General features: G+C 60.2%; 11 protein-coding genes, 1 tRNA gene and 1 pseudogene. 10 read left to right on the forward strand and 3 right to left on the reverse strand.

Features of this window, described 5'->3' with window-relative positions; genetic code table 11:
* Positions 1-36: 36 nt before the first annotated feature.
* Positions 37-1,266, forward strand: a complete 1,230-nt coding sequence (locus EKA13_RS08945; RefSeq protein ID WP_065759039.1) for a multifunctional CCA addition/repair protein — start codon at positions 37-39, stop codon at positions 1,264-1,266.
* Here EKA13_RS08945 and folK read toward each other — a convergent pair.
* Entirely contained in the window at positions 1,263-1,820 is a 558-nt protein-coding gene (folK, locus tag EKA13_RS08950) for a 2-amino-4-hydroxy-6-hydroxymethyldihydropteridine diphosphokinase (RefSeq protein ID WP_065759040.1), read from the reverse strand. The genes EKA13_RS08945 and folK overlap by 4 nt on opposite strands.
* The gene (gene folB, locus EKA13_RS08955; RefSeq protein ID WP_065759041.1) at positions 1,811-2,164 is read right to left on the reverse strand and encodes a dihydroneopterin aldolase; all 354 of its coding nucleotides are present in this window, start codon (positions 2,162-2,164) and stop codon (positions 1,811-1,813) included. Before folB ends, folK begins: the two co-directional genes overlap by 10 nt.
* Positions 2,165-2,238: 74 nt before the next feature.
* Here folB and plsY point away from each other — a divergent pair, with 74 nt between their 5' ends.
* Positions 2,239-2,808, forward strand: a complete 570-nt coding sequence (gene plsY, locus EKA13_RS08960) for a glycerol-3-phosphate 1-O-acyltransferase PlsY (RefSeq protein ID WP_065759042.1) — start codon at positions 2,239-2,241, stop codon at positions 2,806-2,808.
* 26 nt (positions 2,809-2,834) lie between these two features.
* Here plsY and tsaD read toward each other — a convergent pair whose 3' ends face one another.
* Entirely contained in the window at positions 2,835-3,860 is a 1,026-nt protein-coding gene (tsaD, locus tag EKA13_RS08965) for a tRNA (adenosine(37)-N6)-threonylcarbamoyltransferase complex transferase subunit TsaD (RefSeq protein ID WP_065759043.1), read from the reverse strand.
* Positions 3,861-4,060: 200 nt separating this feature from the next.
* Between tsaD and rpsU the strand changes: the two genes are divergently transcribed.
* The 8 genes and pseudogenes from rpsU to EKA13_RS28310 all read left to right on the forward strand — a co-directional run.
* Entirely contained in the window at positions 4,061-4,276 is a 216-nt protein-coding gene (gene rpsU / locus EKA13_RS08970) for a 30S ribosomal protein S21 (RefSeq protein WP_002551877.1), read from the forward strand.
* 301 nt (positions 4,277-4,577) lie between these two features.
* Complete coding sequence (dnaG, locus tag EKA13_RS08975; RefSeq protein ID WP_065759044.1) at positions 4,578-6,551, forward strand: DNA primase; 1,974 nt, start codon at positions 4,578-4,580, stop codon at positions 6,549-6,551.
* 68 nt (positions 6,552-6,619) lie between these two features.
* Positions 6,620-8,470, forward strand: a complete 1,851-nt coding sequence (gene rpoD / locus EKA13_RS08980) for an RNA polymerase sigma factor RpoD (RefSeq protein WP_065759045.1) — start codon at positions 6,620-6,622, stop codon at positions 8,468-8,470.
* A 128-nt stretch (positions 8,471-8,598) separates the two neighbouring features.
* Positions 8,599-12,342 carry a bifunctional diguanylate cyclase/phosphodiesterase gene (locus tag EKA13_RS08985; protein WP_065759046.1) on the forward strand — a complete coding sequence of 1,248 codons (3,744 nt, stop codon included), beginning with the start codon at positions 8,599-8,601 and terminating at the stop codon, positions 12,340-12,342.
* Between the two features lie 14 nt (positions 12,343-12,356).
* Positions 12,357-12,433 (forward strand) — tRNA-Ile (locus EKA13_RS08990).
* 303 nt (positions 12,434-12,736) lie between these two features.
* Entirely contained in the window at positions 12,737-13,198 is a 462-nt protein-coding gene (locus EKA13_RS08995) for an Lrp/AsnC family transcriptional regulator (protein WP_065759047.1), read from the forward strand.
* 203 nt (positions 13,199-13,401) lie between these two features.
* Positions 13,402-15,084, forward strand: coding sequence for a flavin monoamine oxidase family protein (locus tag EKA13_RS09000; RefSeq protein WP_065759048.1), 1,683 nt, complete (start codon positions 13,402-13,404; stop codon positions 15,082-15,084).
* Positions 15,085-15,097: 13 nt separating this feature from the next.
* A pseudogene (locus EKA13_RS28310) lies at positions 15,098-15,202 on the forward strand (carbon-nitrogen hydrolase); the annotation flags it as partial.

Here is a 15,202-nt window from a genome sequence, read left to right on the forward strand (position 1 = left end):
GACAGGGTATCCTGTGGCATCAACGGAGGTTTTTTAATGCACATCTACAAGGTCGGCGGCGCGGTACGTGACCGCCTGCTCAACAGGCCCGTAACAGATATCGACTGGGTGGTAGTGGGCGCGACAGTCGAGCAGATGCAAGCCTTGGGCTATCGCCCGGTCGGTGCCGACTTTCCGGTTTTCCTGCATCCACGCAGCGGCGAGGAATATGCGCTGGCACGCACGGAGCGCAAGAGCGGGCGTGGCTATGGCGGGTTCACCTTTCACGCAAGCCCCGAGGTCACCCTCGAAGAAGACCTCATCCGCCGCGACCTGACCATCAATGCCATCGCCGAAGACGAACACGGCCAGGTGTTTGACCCCTACAACGGCATCCGCGATCTCGAAGCGCGCATCTTACGCCATGTTTCCCCGGCGTTCGCCGAAGATCCCCTGCGCGTATTACGTGTAGCCCGCTTCGCCGCGCGGTATGCCTACCTGGGCTTCACGGTGGCTCCGGAAACCCTTGAACTGATGCGCCAACTCAGCGCCTCCGGGGAACTCCAGGCCCTTACGGCAGAACGCAGCTGGAAGGAAATCTCCCGCGCACTGATGGAAGACCAACCACAGGTCTTCATTGAGGTGCTACGGGCGTGTGGCGCGCTGAAGGAGTTGCTGCCCGAGGTCGATGCGTTGTTCGGTGTACCGCAGCCGGCTGCACACCATCCGGAAATCGACACCGGCCTGCATACCCTCGCCGTGCTGGAACAGGCGGCCGTGCATCAACAGCCCCTCAGCGTGCGCTGGGCTTGCCTGCTGCACGACCTGGGCAAAGGCCTGACCCCTGAAGCGCAATGGCCACAGCACATTGCCCACGAGCATCGCGGGCGGCCCTTGATCAAAGCGGTCAACCAGCGTTTCAAGGTACCGCGAGACTGCCAGGAACTGGCAATACTGGTCGGCGAGTATCACACCCACAGCCACCGGGCCCTGGAGCTCAAGGCGTCGACCCTGCTGGAGCTGTTGCAGAGCTTCGATGTGTATCGCCGCCCAGAGCGTTTTGAGGCGTTCATCGCGGCCTGCGAAATGGACGCCCGTGGGCGCCTTGGGCTGGAGCAGCGGCCCTACCCACAAGCGGACTACCTGCGTGGTGCAGCTGCGGCAGCACGCGCGGTCGCAGTCCAGCCATTGGTGCAGCAAGGCCTGACGGGGCAAGCCTTGGGTGATGCGCTTAAATCAGAGCGGCTGAAGGCGCTGAAGGCCTACAAGGACGCGGCCGCACACTAGCACGCCTCATCAGCCTTGGCGGCGCCTGCATCCCCGCCGAGGCTGTCCTGACGCGTCAGTTGCTGACCGCGCCACTCGAACGGCACAGGCGCCAACACCTGTTCGATATGCGAGTCAGCCCACAACTGAGCCATGGTCTTACCGACCTCAACATGAACCAGTTCGGGGGCAATCAGCGACAACGGCCAGAGCACGAAGGCATTTTTCAGAATTTCGGCACGCGGCAGCACCAAACCATCGAAATTACCGACCAGATCGCCGTACAGCAGTACATCGATATCCAGCGGCAAGCCTTTGCGCTCAGGCGCATAGCGACCGTTGTCGGCCTCAATGAACTTCAAGCGACGATCCAGCTCCGTCAGCTGCAGATCGGTCTTCGCTACCACCACCAGATTGAAGAACGGGCCACTCTTGATACCCACCGCCTGGCTCTCGAACACCGCCGAACAGTGCATGTCCACAAGGAACGATGCCAGCGCATCAAGCCCTGCGGTCAAATGCCGTTCTCGCTCGGTATTGCTACCAAGCCCAAGGTAAACCGTGGTCAGAGACATCCGCGCTCAATCTCCACACCCACCCCGCTGGCTTCCGGGACGGCGCCGGGCTTGGTCAGCTTGAGGTGCAGCCAGGGAATCTGAAATTCGTCCATCAGCACCTTGGCCAAGCGCTCGGCAAAGGTTTCCACCAGTTGGAACTGCGCCTGCTCGGCAAAAGCCTGGATGCGCGCCGACACACTGGCGTAATCGAGGGCCAGCGTCAGGTCATCACCTGCGGCTGCCGGGCGATTGTCCCAGGCGAATCGCAGGTCCAGCCGCAAGCACTGGCGAATACCGCGCTCCCAATCGTAAGCACCGATGACGGTATCGACTTCCAGCCCTTCGATGAACACTCTGTCCAAGCACTTTTCTCCGCTGCACGACAAGGGCGCCTTGCGCCGTTAGAATCAGGGCGTCCTCGCCCGGAATAGTTAGCATGTTTTGGTTACTGGCATTGCTCGCCTACCTGCTCGGCTCGCTGTCCTTTGCCATCCTACTCAGCCGCCTGAACGGCTGCCCCGACCCGCGCATGAGCGGTTCAGGCAACGCCGGCGCGACCAACATGCTGCGCCTGGCGGGGAAAAAACTCGCCATCCTGACCCTGCTCGGCGATCTCTGCAAAGGCCTGCTGCCCGTACTGATCGCGCAAGCGCTGGGCCTTGGCCTGCAACAACAAGCCTGGATCGGCCTGTACGCCGTCATCGGCCATCTGTTCCCGGTGTACTTTCGCTTTCGTGGCGGCAAGGGCGTTGCCACTGCCGCCGGCATGCTCCTTGGCCTCTACCCGCCGGCTGCTCTGCTGGCCATCAGTGCCTGGCTGCTTACCTTCCGCCTGACCCGTACCAGCTCGCTGGCCGCGTTGATCGCCACACCGCTCACCCTGCCCTTGCTGGCCTGGCGCGAACCTGAGGCACTGCTGCCGATAAGCGTGCTGACGATACTGATCGTCTGGCGCCATCGCGGCAATCTACGCGACCTTTTCGCTGGACGCGAACGACACTTCTGAACCTGAAACATGAATGGCTTTCAGCTTCAAAGCGCTGGCAACTGCTCCATCGGCCAGCGCGCCTGCACTGTAATTGCCAGGCTTTCGTGCTGCCCGGCGGCCAAACGCTGGCAGCCGGCATAGGCGATCATCGCCCCGTTATCGGTACAGAACGCTGGGCGCGCGTAATACACATTGCCTTTGAGCCCGGCCAGCATCTCTTCCAACGACGCACGCAAGGCCTTGTTCGCGCTCACTCCACCGGCAATCACCAGCCGCTTGAGGCCGGTTTGCTTCAAGGCACGCCGGCACTTGATGGTCAAAGTCTCCACCACTGCCTGCTGGAAGGCCAGCGAGATGTCGCAACGGGTTTGCTCACCGTCGTCCCCAGCGCGCTGACACTGCTGCCAGGTGTTGAGCGCAAAGGTTTTCAGGCCGCTGAAGCTGAAATCCAGGCCCGGACGATCGGTCATAGGCCGCGGGAACACGAAGCGTCCCGGTACGCCCTGAGCGGCAAGGCGGGCAATCTCTGGCCCGCCCGGATAGTTCAGACCGATCAGCTTGGCAGTCTTGTCGAACGCCTCACCTGCTGCGTCATCCAGGCTCTCGCCCAACAGTTCGTAGCGACCGATACCATCCACCCGGACCAGTTGGGTGTGGCCACCCGAAACCAGCAAGGCGACGAACGGGAACTCCGGCGGCTGGGCTTCCAGCATCGGCGCCAACAGATGGCCTTCCATATGGTGTACGCCCAACGCCGGGATGCCCCAGGCAAACGCCAGGGCCTGGGCGCAGGAGGCACCAACCAGCAACGCACCGACAAGCCCGGGGCCTGCCGTATACGCGATGGCATCGATCTCGGTCGCGACACAGTCGGCCTCGGCCAGCACCTGCCGGATCAACGGCAGCATGCGCTTGACGTGATCACGCGAGGCAAGCTCGGGCACCACCCCGCCGTAGACACGGTGAAGGTCGATTTGACTGAACAGCGCGTCGGCCAACAAACCGCGCTCACTGTCGTATAATGCGACGCCGGTTTCGTCGCAGGATGTTTCCAATCCCAGTACTAGCATGGGTCTATGCCTTGTATAGGCTGAATTCGAAGGCGCGCATGATAGTCCCCGTACCCGATGCCGACCAGCGGTTTTCGATCAGAGGCTTTGCATTCCGAGCGTCTAAGGGTTAACATCCGCAACCCTTAAAAACCGACGTTCTCCAGCGCACATTTTTGCCACGAGTACGTTGCCCCGGTACTAAATGAAGGTAGCTCTGGATGCCAGCCGTCAAAGTTAAAGAGAATGAACCCTTCGACGTAGCTCTGCGTCGTTTCAAGCGCTCCTGCGAAAAAGCCGGTGTACTGGCTGAAGTTCGTAGCCGCGAATTTTACGAGAAGCCGACTTCCGAGCGTAAGCGCAAGGCTGCTGCTGCAGTTAAGCGTCACGCCAAGAAAGTCCAGCGCGAGCAGCGCCGCGCCGTTCGCCTGTACTAATACAGACGTTCGACCACGCTTCTGCCTAACCCGGTCTAAACGCCGGGTTGTCGGCAGATGATGTTTTACTCAGGCCTAAACACCTGAGCTGCAGAGACCGCTCGTCGGTTGAAGCAGGCCTTCCAATCGTCAGAACTGGCATCACGCCAGCTGTGCACGTCAACACTGACGAGTCCTCACGGGCTGCAGGCGAGCACACTCTTCCACACTTGTGTTATGAACATTCGACCACGCTCGAATGCGCAGCCGTTCCCGCAGCATTAGCGATTACACTGGTTTATCGCCTGATGATGAGAGTGCCATGGCCGGGCTGATACCCCAAAGTTTCATTGACGACCTCCTCAACCGCACCGATATCGTCGATGTGGTGAGTTCACGCGTCCAACTGAAAAAAGCCGGCAAGAACCTCACCGCCTGCTGCCCGTTCCATAAAGAGAAGACCCCTTCTTTCAGCGTCAGCCCCGACAAGCAGTTCTACTACTGCTTTGGCTGCGGCGCTGGTGGCAACGCCCTGGGCTTCATCATGGACCACGACAACCTGGACTTTCCCCAGGCTGTCGAGGAACTGGCCAAAGCGGCCGGCATGGAAGTGCCACGCGAAGAAGGCCAGCGCGGGCACAAGCCCCGGCAACCGACCGATTCACCGCTCTATCCACTGCTGGAAGCCGCCGCGGAGTACTACCGCCAGGCCCTGAAAAGCCACCCGACGCGCAAATCAGCAGTCGAATACCTCAAAGGGCGTGGCCTGTCCGGTGAAATTGCCCGCGACTTCGGCCTGGGCTTCGCCCCGCCCGGCTGGGACAACCTGTTCAAGCACCTCAGCAGCGATACACTGCAGCAAAAAGCCATGATCGACGCCGGGCTGTTGATCGAGAACGCCGAAACCGGCAAACGCTATGACCGCTTCCGCGATCGCGTCATGTTCCCGATCCGCGATAGCCGGGGCCGCGTCATCGCCTTTGGTGGCCGCGTGCTGGGGGACGACAAGCCCAAGTACCTGAACTCCCCGGAGACGCCTGTATTCCACAAAGGCCAGGAGCTGTACGGGCTCTACGAAGCGCGCAAGTTCAACCGCAATCTCGATGAAATTATCGTCGTAGAAGGCTACATGGACGTCATCGCCCTGGCCCAGCAAGGCCTGCGCAATGCCGTAGCCACCCTGGGCACAGCCACCAGCGAAGAACACCTCAAGCGCCTGTTCCGCGTGGTGCCCAGCGTGCTGTTCTGCTTCGACGGCGACCAGGCTGGCCGCAATGCCGCCTGGCGCGCACTGGAAGCTGCACTGCCGAGCCTGCAGGATGGTCGCAAGGCACGCTTCCTGTTCCTGCCCGAAGGTGAAGACCCTGACACCCTGATTCGCGCCGAAGGCACAGACGCCTTCCGCGCACGGATCAACCAGCACGCTCAACCGCTTGCCGATTACTTTTTTCAACGACTGACCGAAGAGGCCGACCCGCGCTCGCTCGAAGGCAAGGCCCACATGGCCACCCTCGCCGCACCGCTGATCGACAAAGTGCCCGGTGCAAACCTGCGCGCCCTGATGCGTAATCGGCTGAAGGAAATTACCGGCCTCAATAGCGAGCAGGTCGAGCAGCTGTCGCACAGTGCGCCCACCGAAGCGCCGCCCAGCTACGACCCGGGCATCGACTACGGTGCGATGCCCGACTACACACCCGATTACAATGATTTTCATCAGCCCGAATACACGCCGCCACAGCAGCAGTGGACACCGAACAAGGGTGGCCAGAAAAAGAAGTGGGACGGCAAGCCATGGGACAAGAAAGGCAAGCCATGGGAGCGCAATGGCCGCAATCAAGAGGCGCCACCACGGGTACCGACCGCCGTCGAGCCACCCACGCTGAGCGCCCTGCGTACACTGCTGCACCACCCGCGACTGGCCAAAAAAGTCGAGGACGCCAGCCACTTCGCTGCCGAAGAGCACCATTACGCTCAGCTACTGGTGGCGCTGCTTGAGGCCTTGCAGAAAAATCCTGAGCTACGCTCATTACAGCTGATCGCACGCTGGCACGGCACTGAACAAGGCCGCTTGCTGCGAGCGCTGGCAGAAAAGGAATGGTTGATCGATGCCGACAACCTTGAACAACAGTTTTTCGACACTATAACTAGCTTGTCCGCTCGCCAACGCGAGCGCAGCCTGGAACATTTGCTCAGGAAAGCACGTCAAAGTGAACTGAGCGCAGAGGAAAAAAATCAGCTGCGCGACCTGTTAAGCCGTAATGTTCCCGCACAAAACCCGACCTCAACTGGCGCGTGAGGTCCATGCTCGGGTATAATCCTCGGCTTGTTTTTTTGCCCGCCAAGACCTTCAGTGGATAGGGTGTTATGTCCGGAAAAGCGCAACAGCAGTCTCGCATCAAAGAGTTGATCACCCGCGGTCGTGAGCAGGGCTACCTGACTTACGCGGAGGTCAACGACCACCTGCCAGAGGATATTTCAGATCCGGAGCAGGTGGAAGACATCATCCGCATGATCAACGACATGGGGATCAACGTATTCGAGAGTGCTCCGGATGCGGATGCCCTTTTGTTGGCCGAAGCCGATACCGACGAAGCCGCCGCCGAGGAAGCGGCCGCCGCGTTGGCAGCTGTGGAAACCGACATTGGTCGCACTACCGACCCAGTGCGCATGTACATGCGCGAAATGGGTACGGTTGAGCTGCTGACCCGTGAAGGCGAAATCGAAATCGCCAAGCGCATCGAGGAAGGCATCCGTGAAGTCATGGGTGCGATTGCCCACTTCCCGGGTACTGTCGACTACATCCTCAGCGAATACGACCGTGTAACCGCCGAAGGCGGCCGTCTGTCCGACGTGCTCAGTGGCTACATCGACCCGGATGACGGCATCGCCGCGCCGGCCGAAATGCCGCCACCGGTCGACACCAAAGCCGCTCCGGCTGCGGTCGCTGATGACGACGAGGAAGAGGCTGCCGAAGCCTCCGACGACGAGGAAGAGACCGAAAGCGGTCCGGATCCGGAAGTGGCTCGCCAGCGTTTCGGCGCAGTGGCCGAACAGCTCGAAGCGACGGTCAAGGTGCTGAAAAAGCACGGTCGCAACAGCAAGCAAGGCATCGCCGAACTGCTGCAACTGGCCGAGCTGTTCATGCCGATCAAACTGGTTCCAAAACAGTTTGAAGTACTGGTCGAGCGTGTACGTAGCGCCCTGGAACGCCTGCGGGCCCAGGAACGCGCAATCATGCAGCTGTGCGTACGTGATGCACGTATGCCACGTGCCGACTTCCTGCGCATGTTCCCAAGCAACGAAGTCGACCTGACCTGGAGCGGCGATCTTGCCAAGCGCAGCACCAAGTGGGCTGAAGCATTGGGCCGCCTGGACGCCGACATCGTGCGTTGCCAGCAGAAGCTGGTAGACCTGGAAGCAGAAACCGGTCTGACGATTGCCGAAATCAAGGACATCAACCGTCGCATGTCGATCGGTGAGGCCAAGGCCCGCCGCGCGAAAAAGGAAATGGTCGAGGCCAACCTGCGTCTGGTGATCTCCATTGCCAAGAAGTACACCAACCGTGGCCTGCAGTTCCTCGATCTGATCCAGGAAGGCAACATCGGCTTGATGAAGGCGGTGGACAAGTTCGAATACCGTCGCGGCTACAAGTTCTCGACCTACGCCACCTGGTGGATCCGTCAGGCGATTACCCGTTCCATCGCCGACCAGGCTCGCACCATCCGTATCCCGGTACACATGATCGAAACGATCAACAAGCTCAACCGTATTTCCCGGCAGATGCTGCAGGAAATGGGGCGCGAGCCGACGCCGGAGGAATTGGGTGAGCGCATGGAAATGCCTGAGGACAAGATCCGCAAGGTATTGAAGATCGCCAAAGAGCCGATCTCCATGGAAACCCCGATCGGTGACGACGAAGACTCGCATCTGGGCGACTTCATCGAGGACTCGACCATGCAGTCGCCAATTGATGTGGCCACTGTCGAAAGCCTCAAGGAAGCAACCCGTGACGTGCTCTCCGGCCTGACTGCACGCGAAGCCAAAGTGCTGCGCATGCGTTTCGGTATCGACATGAACACCGACCACACCCTCGAAGAGGTCGGCAAGCAGTTCGACGTGACCCGTGAGCGGATCCGTCAGATTGAAGCCAAGGCACTGCGTAAGCTGCGCCACCCGACGCGAAGCGAGCATCTGCGCTCCTTCCTCGACGAGTGATGACAAACCCCGGCCCTTGCGCCGGGGTTTTTCTTTTCATGGCATCTGCATTTAAGACTTTCGCCACTATCCCCTAGGCAAAAGCGCCGTCTACACTCGAATCAGACTACCTGTGTGACGAGGCCGCTATGCTCAGATTGCCGGCCATCCTGTTGCTGCTCCAGCTTCTCTGGAGTGCAACGGCCGGCGCCTTGACCCTGACAGACGAAGAACAAGCCTGGCTCAGTGCGCACCCGCAACTGCGCCTAGGCGTCGATGCTTCCTGGCCACCCTTTGAATACCGGGACCAGGAGGGTCGCTACCAGGGACTGGCCGCCGACTACATCACCTTGCTCGAGGATCGCCTGGGGGTCGCATTCAAACCGATCGAACCGATCAGTTGGACTGCAGTACTGGAGGAGGCTCGAAACGGCAAACTGGATCTGTTGCCAGGCATCATGTCGACGCCTGAACGACAAAGCTACCTGTCCTTTACGCGCCCCTACCTGGATTTTCCGATTGTCATTCTTGCCCATCAGGGCGGCGCGCAACCCCACGACCTGAAAGACCTCTATGGCCTGAAAGTCGCCGTGGTTGAGAACTACGCCCCCCACGAACTGTTACGCACCCATCACCCCGACCTCAATCTGGTCGCCCTGCCCAACGTCAGCTCGACCTTGCAAGCCCTGGCGACAGACCAGGTCGATGCGGTGGTCGGCGACCTGGCATCTAGTATCTGGAGCCTACGCCAGCAGAAGCTGGAAGGCTTGTATGTCAGCGGGGAAACCCCCTATCGCTATCAACTGGCAATGGCCGTGCCCCGCGAGGAAAAAATACTCGTCGCAATCCTCGACAAAGTCCTGGCCGACATGAGCCCGGGCGAGATCAGCAATATCCAGGAGCGCTGGGTCGGCAAGGTGTTGGATCGCCGCACAGGCTGGTACGACCTGCTGATGTATGGCTTGCCAGGGATCCTGGTGCTGCTCACCATCCTGGCGGTGGTCATCTGGAGCAACCGCCGACTCAGCTCCGAGATTTCCAGACGCATCGCCCTTGAACAGGAGTTGCGTAGCAGCGAATACCACTACCGCGGCTTGATCGAGAGCCTTTCGGCCATCGCCTGGGAAGCCGACACCGAAGATTTCACCTACAGCTACGTCTCGCCCCATGCCGAAAACCTGCTGGGCTATCCACTCAGCGACTGGCTCAAGCCCGGCTTCTGGAACAGCATTCTGCACCCCGACGACGCGCTTTGGGCACAGGCCTACTGTGACAGCGAAACCGCTGCAGGACGCGATCACAGCCTCGACTACCGGGTGATCACTGCCGACGGGCGTAGCCTGTGGGTGCGCGACATCGTCAGCCTGATCGAACACGGGCACAAGCCGGTCATGCGCGGCTTGATGATAGACATCAGTGAAGCCAAGAATACCGAACTGGCCCTGCGCCTTTCTGAGCAAAAGTTCGCCTCAGTGTTCCAGCAGTGCCCAGACATCCTGGTTATCGCCCGCCTCAGCGACGGCTGCCTGCTTGAAGTCAACGAAGCCTTCGAGGAGCAGCTTGGCCTGAGCCCGGCACACGTCATCGGCAAGACCGCCACCGAGTTGAACATCTGGGGCATCGAAGGCATAGGCCCCAAATTACTGCGGCGCCTGCAGGCCGGAAAGGTGCGCAATCTTGAGATGCTGTTCAAACGTCGCAATGGCCAGGTGTTTACCGGGCTGACCTCGGTCGAGGCCTTCCAGCTGGATAGCACGCCTGCCCTGGTGGTGGCCGTACGCGACATCAGCCAACTCAAGGAAGCCCAGGATCAGTTGCAAACATCCGAAGAGAAGTTCGCCAAGGCTTTCCATGCCTCACCCGACGGGCTTCTTCTGTCGCGCCAGCGAGACGGCAGGCTGATTGAAGTCAACGAAGGGTTCTGCCGCCTGACAGGCTATGACCTGAGCGTGACGCTGGACCGCACATCGATTGACCTGGGCATCTGGGTTGACCTCAATGAACGCAAACGCCTGCTGGAACTGCTGGAAAGGGACGGCTTCGTGCGCGACTACACCTGCCATATTCGCCGCAGCGACGGGCAGATTCGCCTGTGTGAACTCTCAGCGCGGCCACTGCCCATCGCCGGCGAAGAGTGCATGCTGACCATCGCGCGCGATATTACCGAGCGCCACCTGATGCAGGAAAAACTGCAACTGGCGGCCACTGTCTTCGAGAATACGGCCGAGGGCGTGCTGATCACCGATACCGAGCAGCGTATCAGTGCGGTCAACCGGGCTTTCAGCGAGATCACCGGCTACAGCGAATTCGAGGCGCTGGGACAGACACCGCGCCTGCTCGCTTCTGGCCAGCACGACAGCGCCTTCTACGCGGCCATGTGGCACCAACTGACCGCCGAAGGCCACTGGCAAGGCGAAATTCAGAACCGCCGCAAGAACGGCGAAGTGTACCCAGGCTGGCTGACCATCAGTGCCGTACGTAATAGCGGCCGGGAAATCACCCACTTCGTGGCAGTATTCGCCGACATCTCCAGCATCAAACACGCCCAGGCCAAGCTCGACTATCAGGCGCACCATGATCCACTGACCGGCCTGCCCAACCGTACCCTGTTTGAAAGCCGGCTACAGGCCGCCTTGAGCTGCACACAAACCTCCAAGGCTCAGGGAGCCGTGCTGTTTCTCGACCTGGACCGCTTCAAGCACATCAACGACAGCCTTGGTCACCCGGTCGGCGACCTGCTGCTCAAAGGCATCGCCCATCGCCTGAAGGAGCAAGTGCGGGATATCGACACCGTCGCCCGCCTGGGCGGTGACGAGTTCATCATCCTGCTTCCCGGCCTGCACCAACCCAGCGACGCCGAACACATCGCCGCCAAGCTACTGAATTGCTTCAGTGCACCTTTCCAGGCGGGCGAACATGAGTTCTTCACCAGCGCCAGCATCGGTACCAGCCTTTATCCACAGGACGGCAGCGACGTTGCATCACTTATCCGAAACGCCGACGCCGCGATGTACCGTTCCAAAGCCAAGGGCCGCAACCGCGTCGAATCCTACACACGCGACCTGACCGCACAGGCCAGCGCGCGCGTTGCCTTGGAGCATGAACTGCGCAGAGCCATTGAGCGCGACGAACTGAGCCTGTACTACCAGCCTAAGTTCAGCCTGAAAACCCAAAGCCTGATTGGTGCCGAAGCCCTGATTCGCTGGAGCAACCCCACCTTTGGTGATGTTCCGCCCGAACACTTCATTGCGTTGGCAGAAGAGAACGGCATGATTCTGCAACTGGGCGACTGGGTGCTGGAACATGCCTGCCGACAAATGCAGCAATGGAAAGAGACCTACCTCGCCTTCGGCCCACTGTCGATCAACCTGGCGGGGGCCCAGTTACGTCAGCCCAGCCTGGTCAAACGTATTGAACAGTTGCTCAATACCTACCACCTCAGCGCGGGCGACCTGCAGTTGGAGATCACTGAGAACTTCATCATGAGCCAGGCCGAAGAGGCCCTGGCGATTCTGCACCAACTCAAACGCCTGGGCGTACAGTTGGCTATCGACGACTTCGGCACCGGCTACTCATCGCTCAGTTACCTCAAGCGCCTGCCGCTGGACATCCTCAAGATCGATCAGTCATTCATCCGCGGCCTACCGGACGACCCGCATGACGCAGCGATTGCCCGCGCCATTATCGCCCTGGGCCGCAGCATGCAACTGACCATCATTGCCGAGGGCGTAGAGAACCTTGCCCAACAACGCTTCCTCGCGGCCGAGGGCTGCGAACAGATCCAAGGCTACATCGTCAGCTTGCCATTACCACCCGAAGAGTTTGCCGCGACCTTTCTTCGTATAGCAGTTTCAGATCTTTCGGATGGCACAGCCTGGAAACCCTCGTTATAATCCGCGACCACTGAGGGCCTATAGCTCAGTTGGTTAGAGCAGGGGACTCATAATCCCTTGGTCGCAGGTTCGAGTCCTGCTGGGCCCACCACGTTCAAAGCCGCGCACTGCGCGGCTTTTTCGTATCTGCCCTAAAAAGCTCACGTCACGCCTGTCCGCAAACAGCACTGCCTCATTGTTGGACAGTGAGCCGAATAGCCGACACAATCGGCTCACACCATGAGCCGAATAAGCTCATGCCTGTGATGCAAGCACCGCGTAAATGCGGGCACCCCGCCGAATCCATCGCAGGCAAGCCTGCATCCCACAGAGGATGCAAGTGCCGTTAACCTGGCACCAAGGCCTTTCAGCCAGCCCAATAGCCCTGACCCAGGGCCTGTATCCGAGATACCCCATGCCTGAAACACGCGCTGCAGCCCTCGACGAAATCGACCGTCAACTCATCGCCCTGTTGCAGATCAACGCCCGTGAAGGCGTGGCAACGCTGGCCCGGCAGTTGGGCATCGCTCGTACTACCGTCACCTCACGGCTGGCTCGCCTTGAGAAAACCAAGGTAATCACTGGCTACGGTGTTCGCCTCGGGCAGCGAGTGATTGATGGCGGCTTGCAGGCGTATGTCGGGATTACCGTGCAGCCACGCTCCGGCAAGGATGTGGTGCGGCGGCTCAGTGCCATGGGCCAGATCCAGCAGTTATGTGCGGTGAGTGGCGAGTTTGACTATGTGGCTTGGCTGCGCAGCGACTCACCGGAGCAACTGGACCAGTTGCTCGATCAAATCGGCAACGTCGAAGGTGTGGAGAAAACCACCACCTCGATCATCCTCAGCAGCAAGGTGGATCGCAGGCAGCCGATTTGACCGCCTCGGCCGGCATGGCATGAGCCACGCCGGCGCCCACACAGATCGTCACTTTGTAGCGTATCGTCGTCTAAATGACATAAATAAGAGCATAACGACGACACTCTGCATCTTAATAACGAAATCCACACCCTCTAAAATGACCGCCAGGCAGTTTCCTATACTCAAGCTCCGCACTCCGCGCAGCCCTGGCAAGGTCAATCATGAACAAGAACAATCGCCACCCCGCCGATGGAAAGAAACCCGTCACTATTTTCGGCCCGGACTTCCCTTTCGCCTTTGACGACTGGATCGAACACCCCGCAGGCCTCGGCAGCATCCCGGCCGAGCGACAGGGTGAGGAAGTAGCGATTGTCGGTGCCGGGATCGCCGGCCTGGTGGCCGCGTACGAGTTGATGAAGCTGGGCCTGAAACCGGTCGTTTACGAAGCCTCGAGGATGGGCGGCCGCCTGCGCTCGCAAGCCTTTGAAGGCACTGACGGGATCATTGCAGAACTGGGGGGAATGCGTTTTCCAGTGTCCTCCACGGCGTTCTATCACTATGTGGACAAGCTCGGCCTTGAGACCAAGCCCTTCCCCAACCCGCTGACCCCGGCGTCCGGCAGCACCGTGATCGATCTGGAAGGCCAGACCCATTACGCTGAAAAACTCTCCGATTTGCCCAAGCTGTTCCAGGAAGTGGCCGATGCCTGGGCCGACGCCCTGGAAAGCGGCGCGCGCTTTGGGGATATCCAGCAAGCCATCCGTGACCGTGATGTTCCGCGCCTCAAAGAGCTGTGGAACACGCTGGTGCCGCTCTGGGACGACCGCACCTTTTACGATTTCGTTGCGACCTCAAAGTCGTTCGCCAAGCTCAGCTTCCTGCACCGAGAAGTCTTTGGTCAGGTGGGTTTCGGCACGGGCGGCTGGGACTCGGACTTCCCCAACTCGATGCTGGAAATCTTCCGTGTGGTAATGACCAACTGCGACGATCACCAGCACTTGATCGTCGGTGGCGTCGAGCAGGTGCCGCAGGGCATCTGGCGCCATGTTCCTGAGCGTTGTGCCCACTGGCCCGCAGGTACCAGCCTGAGCTCACTGCACCGAGGCGCGCCGCGGCCGGGCGTCAAACGTATTGCCCGGGCCAGCGACGGTCGCCTGGCGGTGACTGACAACTGGGGAGATACCCGTCACTACGCCGCAGTACTGACCACCTGCCAGAGCTGGTTGCTGACTACGCAGATCGAATGCGAGGAGTCGCTGTTCTCGCAGAAGATGTGGATGGCCCTGGACCGCACACGCTACATGCAGTCGTCGAAGACCTTCGTCATGGTCGACCGCCCCTTCTGGAAGGACAAGGACCCGGAAACCGGTCGCGACCTGATGAGCATGACCCTGACCGACCGCCTCACCCGTGGTACTTACCTGTTCGACAACGGCGACGACAAGCCGGGGGTAATCTGCCTGTCCTATTCATGGATGAGCGATGCCCTGAAAATGCTGCCTCAACCCGTGGAAAAACGGGTGAAACTGGCACTGGATGCGCTGAAGAAGATCTACCCGAAAGTGGACATCGCCGGGCACATCATCGGCGATCCGATTACGGTTTCCTGGGAAGCCGATCCGCACTTCCTGGGTGCGTTCAAAGGCGCTCTGCCCGGCCACTACCGCTACAACCAGCGGATGTACGCGCACTTCATGCAGCAGGACATGCCAGCCGAGCAGCGCGGCATGTTCATCGCCGGTGATGACGTCTCCTGGACCCCCGCCTGGGTAGAAGGGGCGGTACAAACGTCGCTCAATGCGGTGTGGGGTATCATGACCCACTTCGGTGGCCACACCCATCCGGACAACCCAGGCCCAGGCGACGTGTTCAATGAAATTGGCCCAATCGCCCTGGCCGACTGACGAGAGAACCGCCATGCGTATCGCCGTGTATCAGGGTGCGCCGCTGCCAGTGGACGTGCCCGGCAACCTGGAGCGCTTGCATCAGCAAGCGCAGGCCGCTGCTGCCCGGGGCGCCGAA

Origin of the sequence: Pseudomonas defluvii (assembly GCF_001695625.1) — a bacterium.
GTDB classification, from domain to species: Bacteria; Pseudomonadota; Gammaproteobacteria; order Pseudomonadales; family Pseudomonadaceae; genus Aquipseudomonas; species Aquipseudomonas defluvii.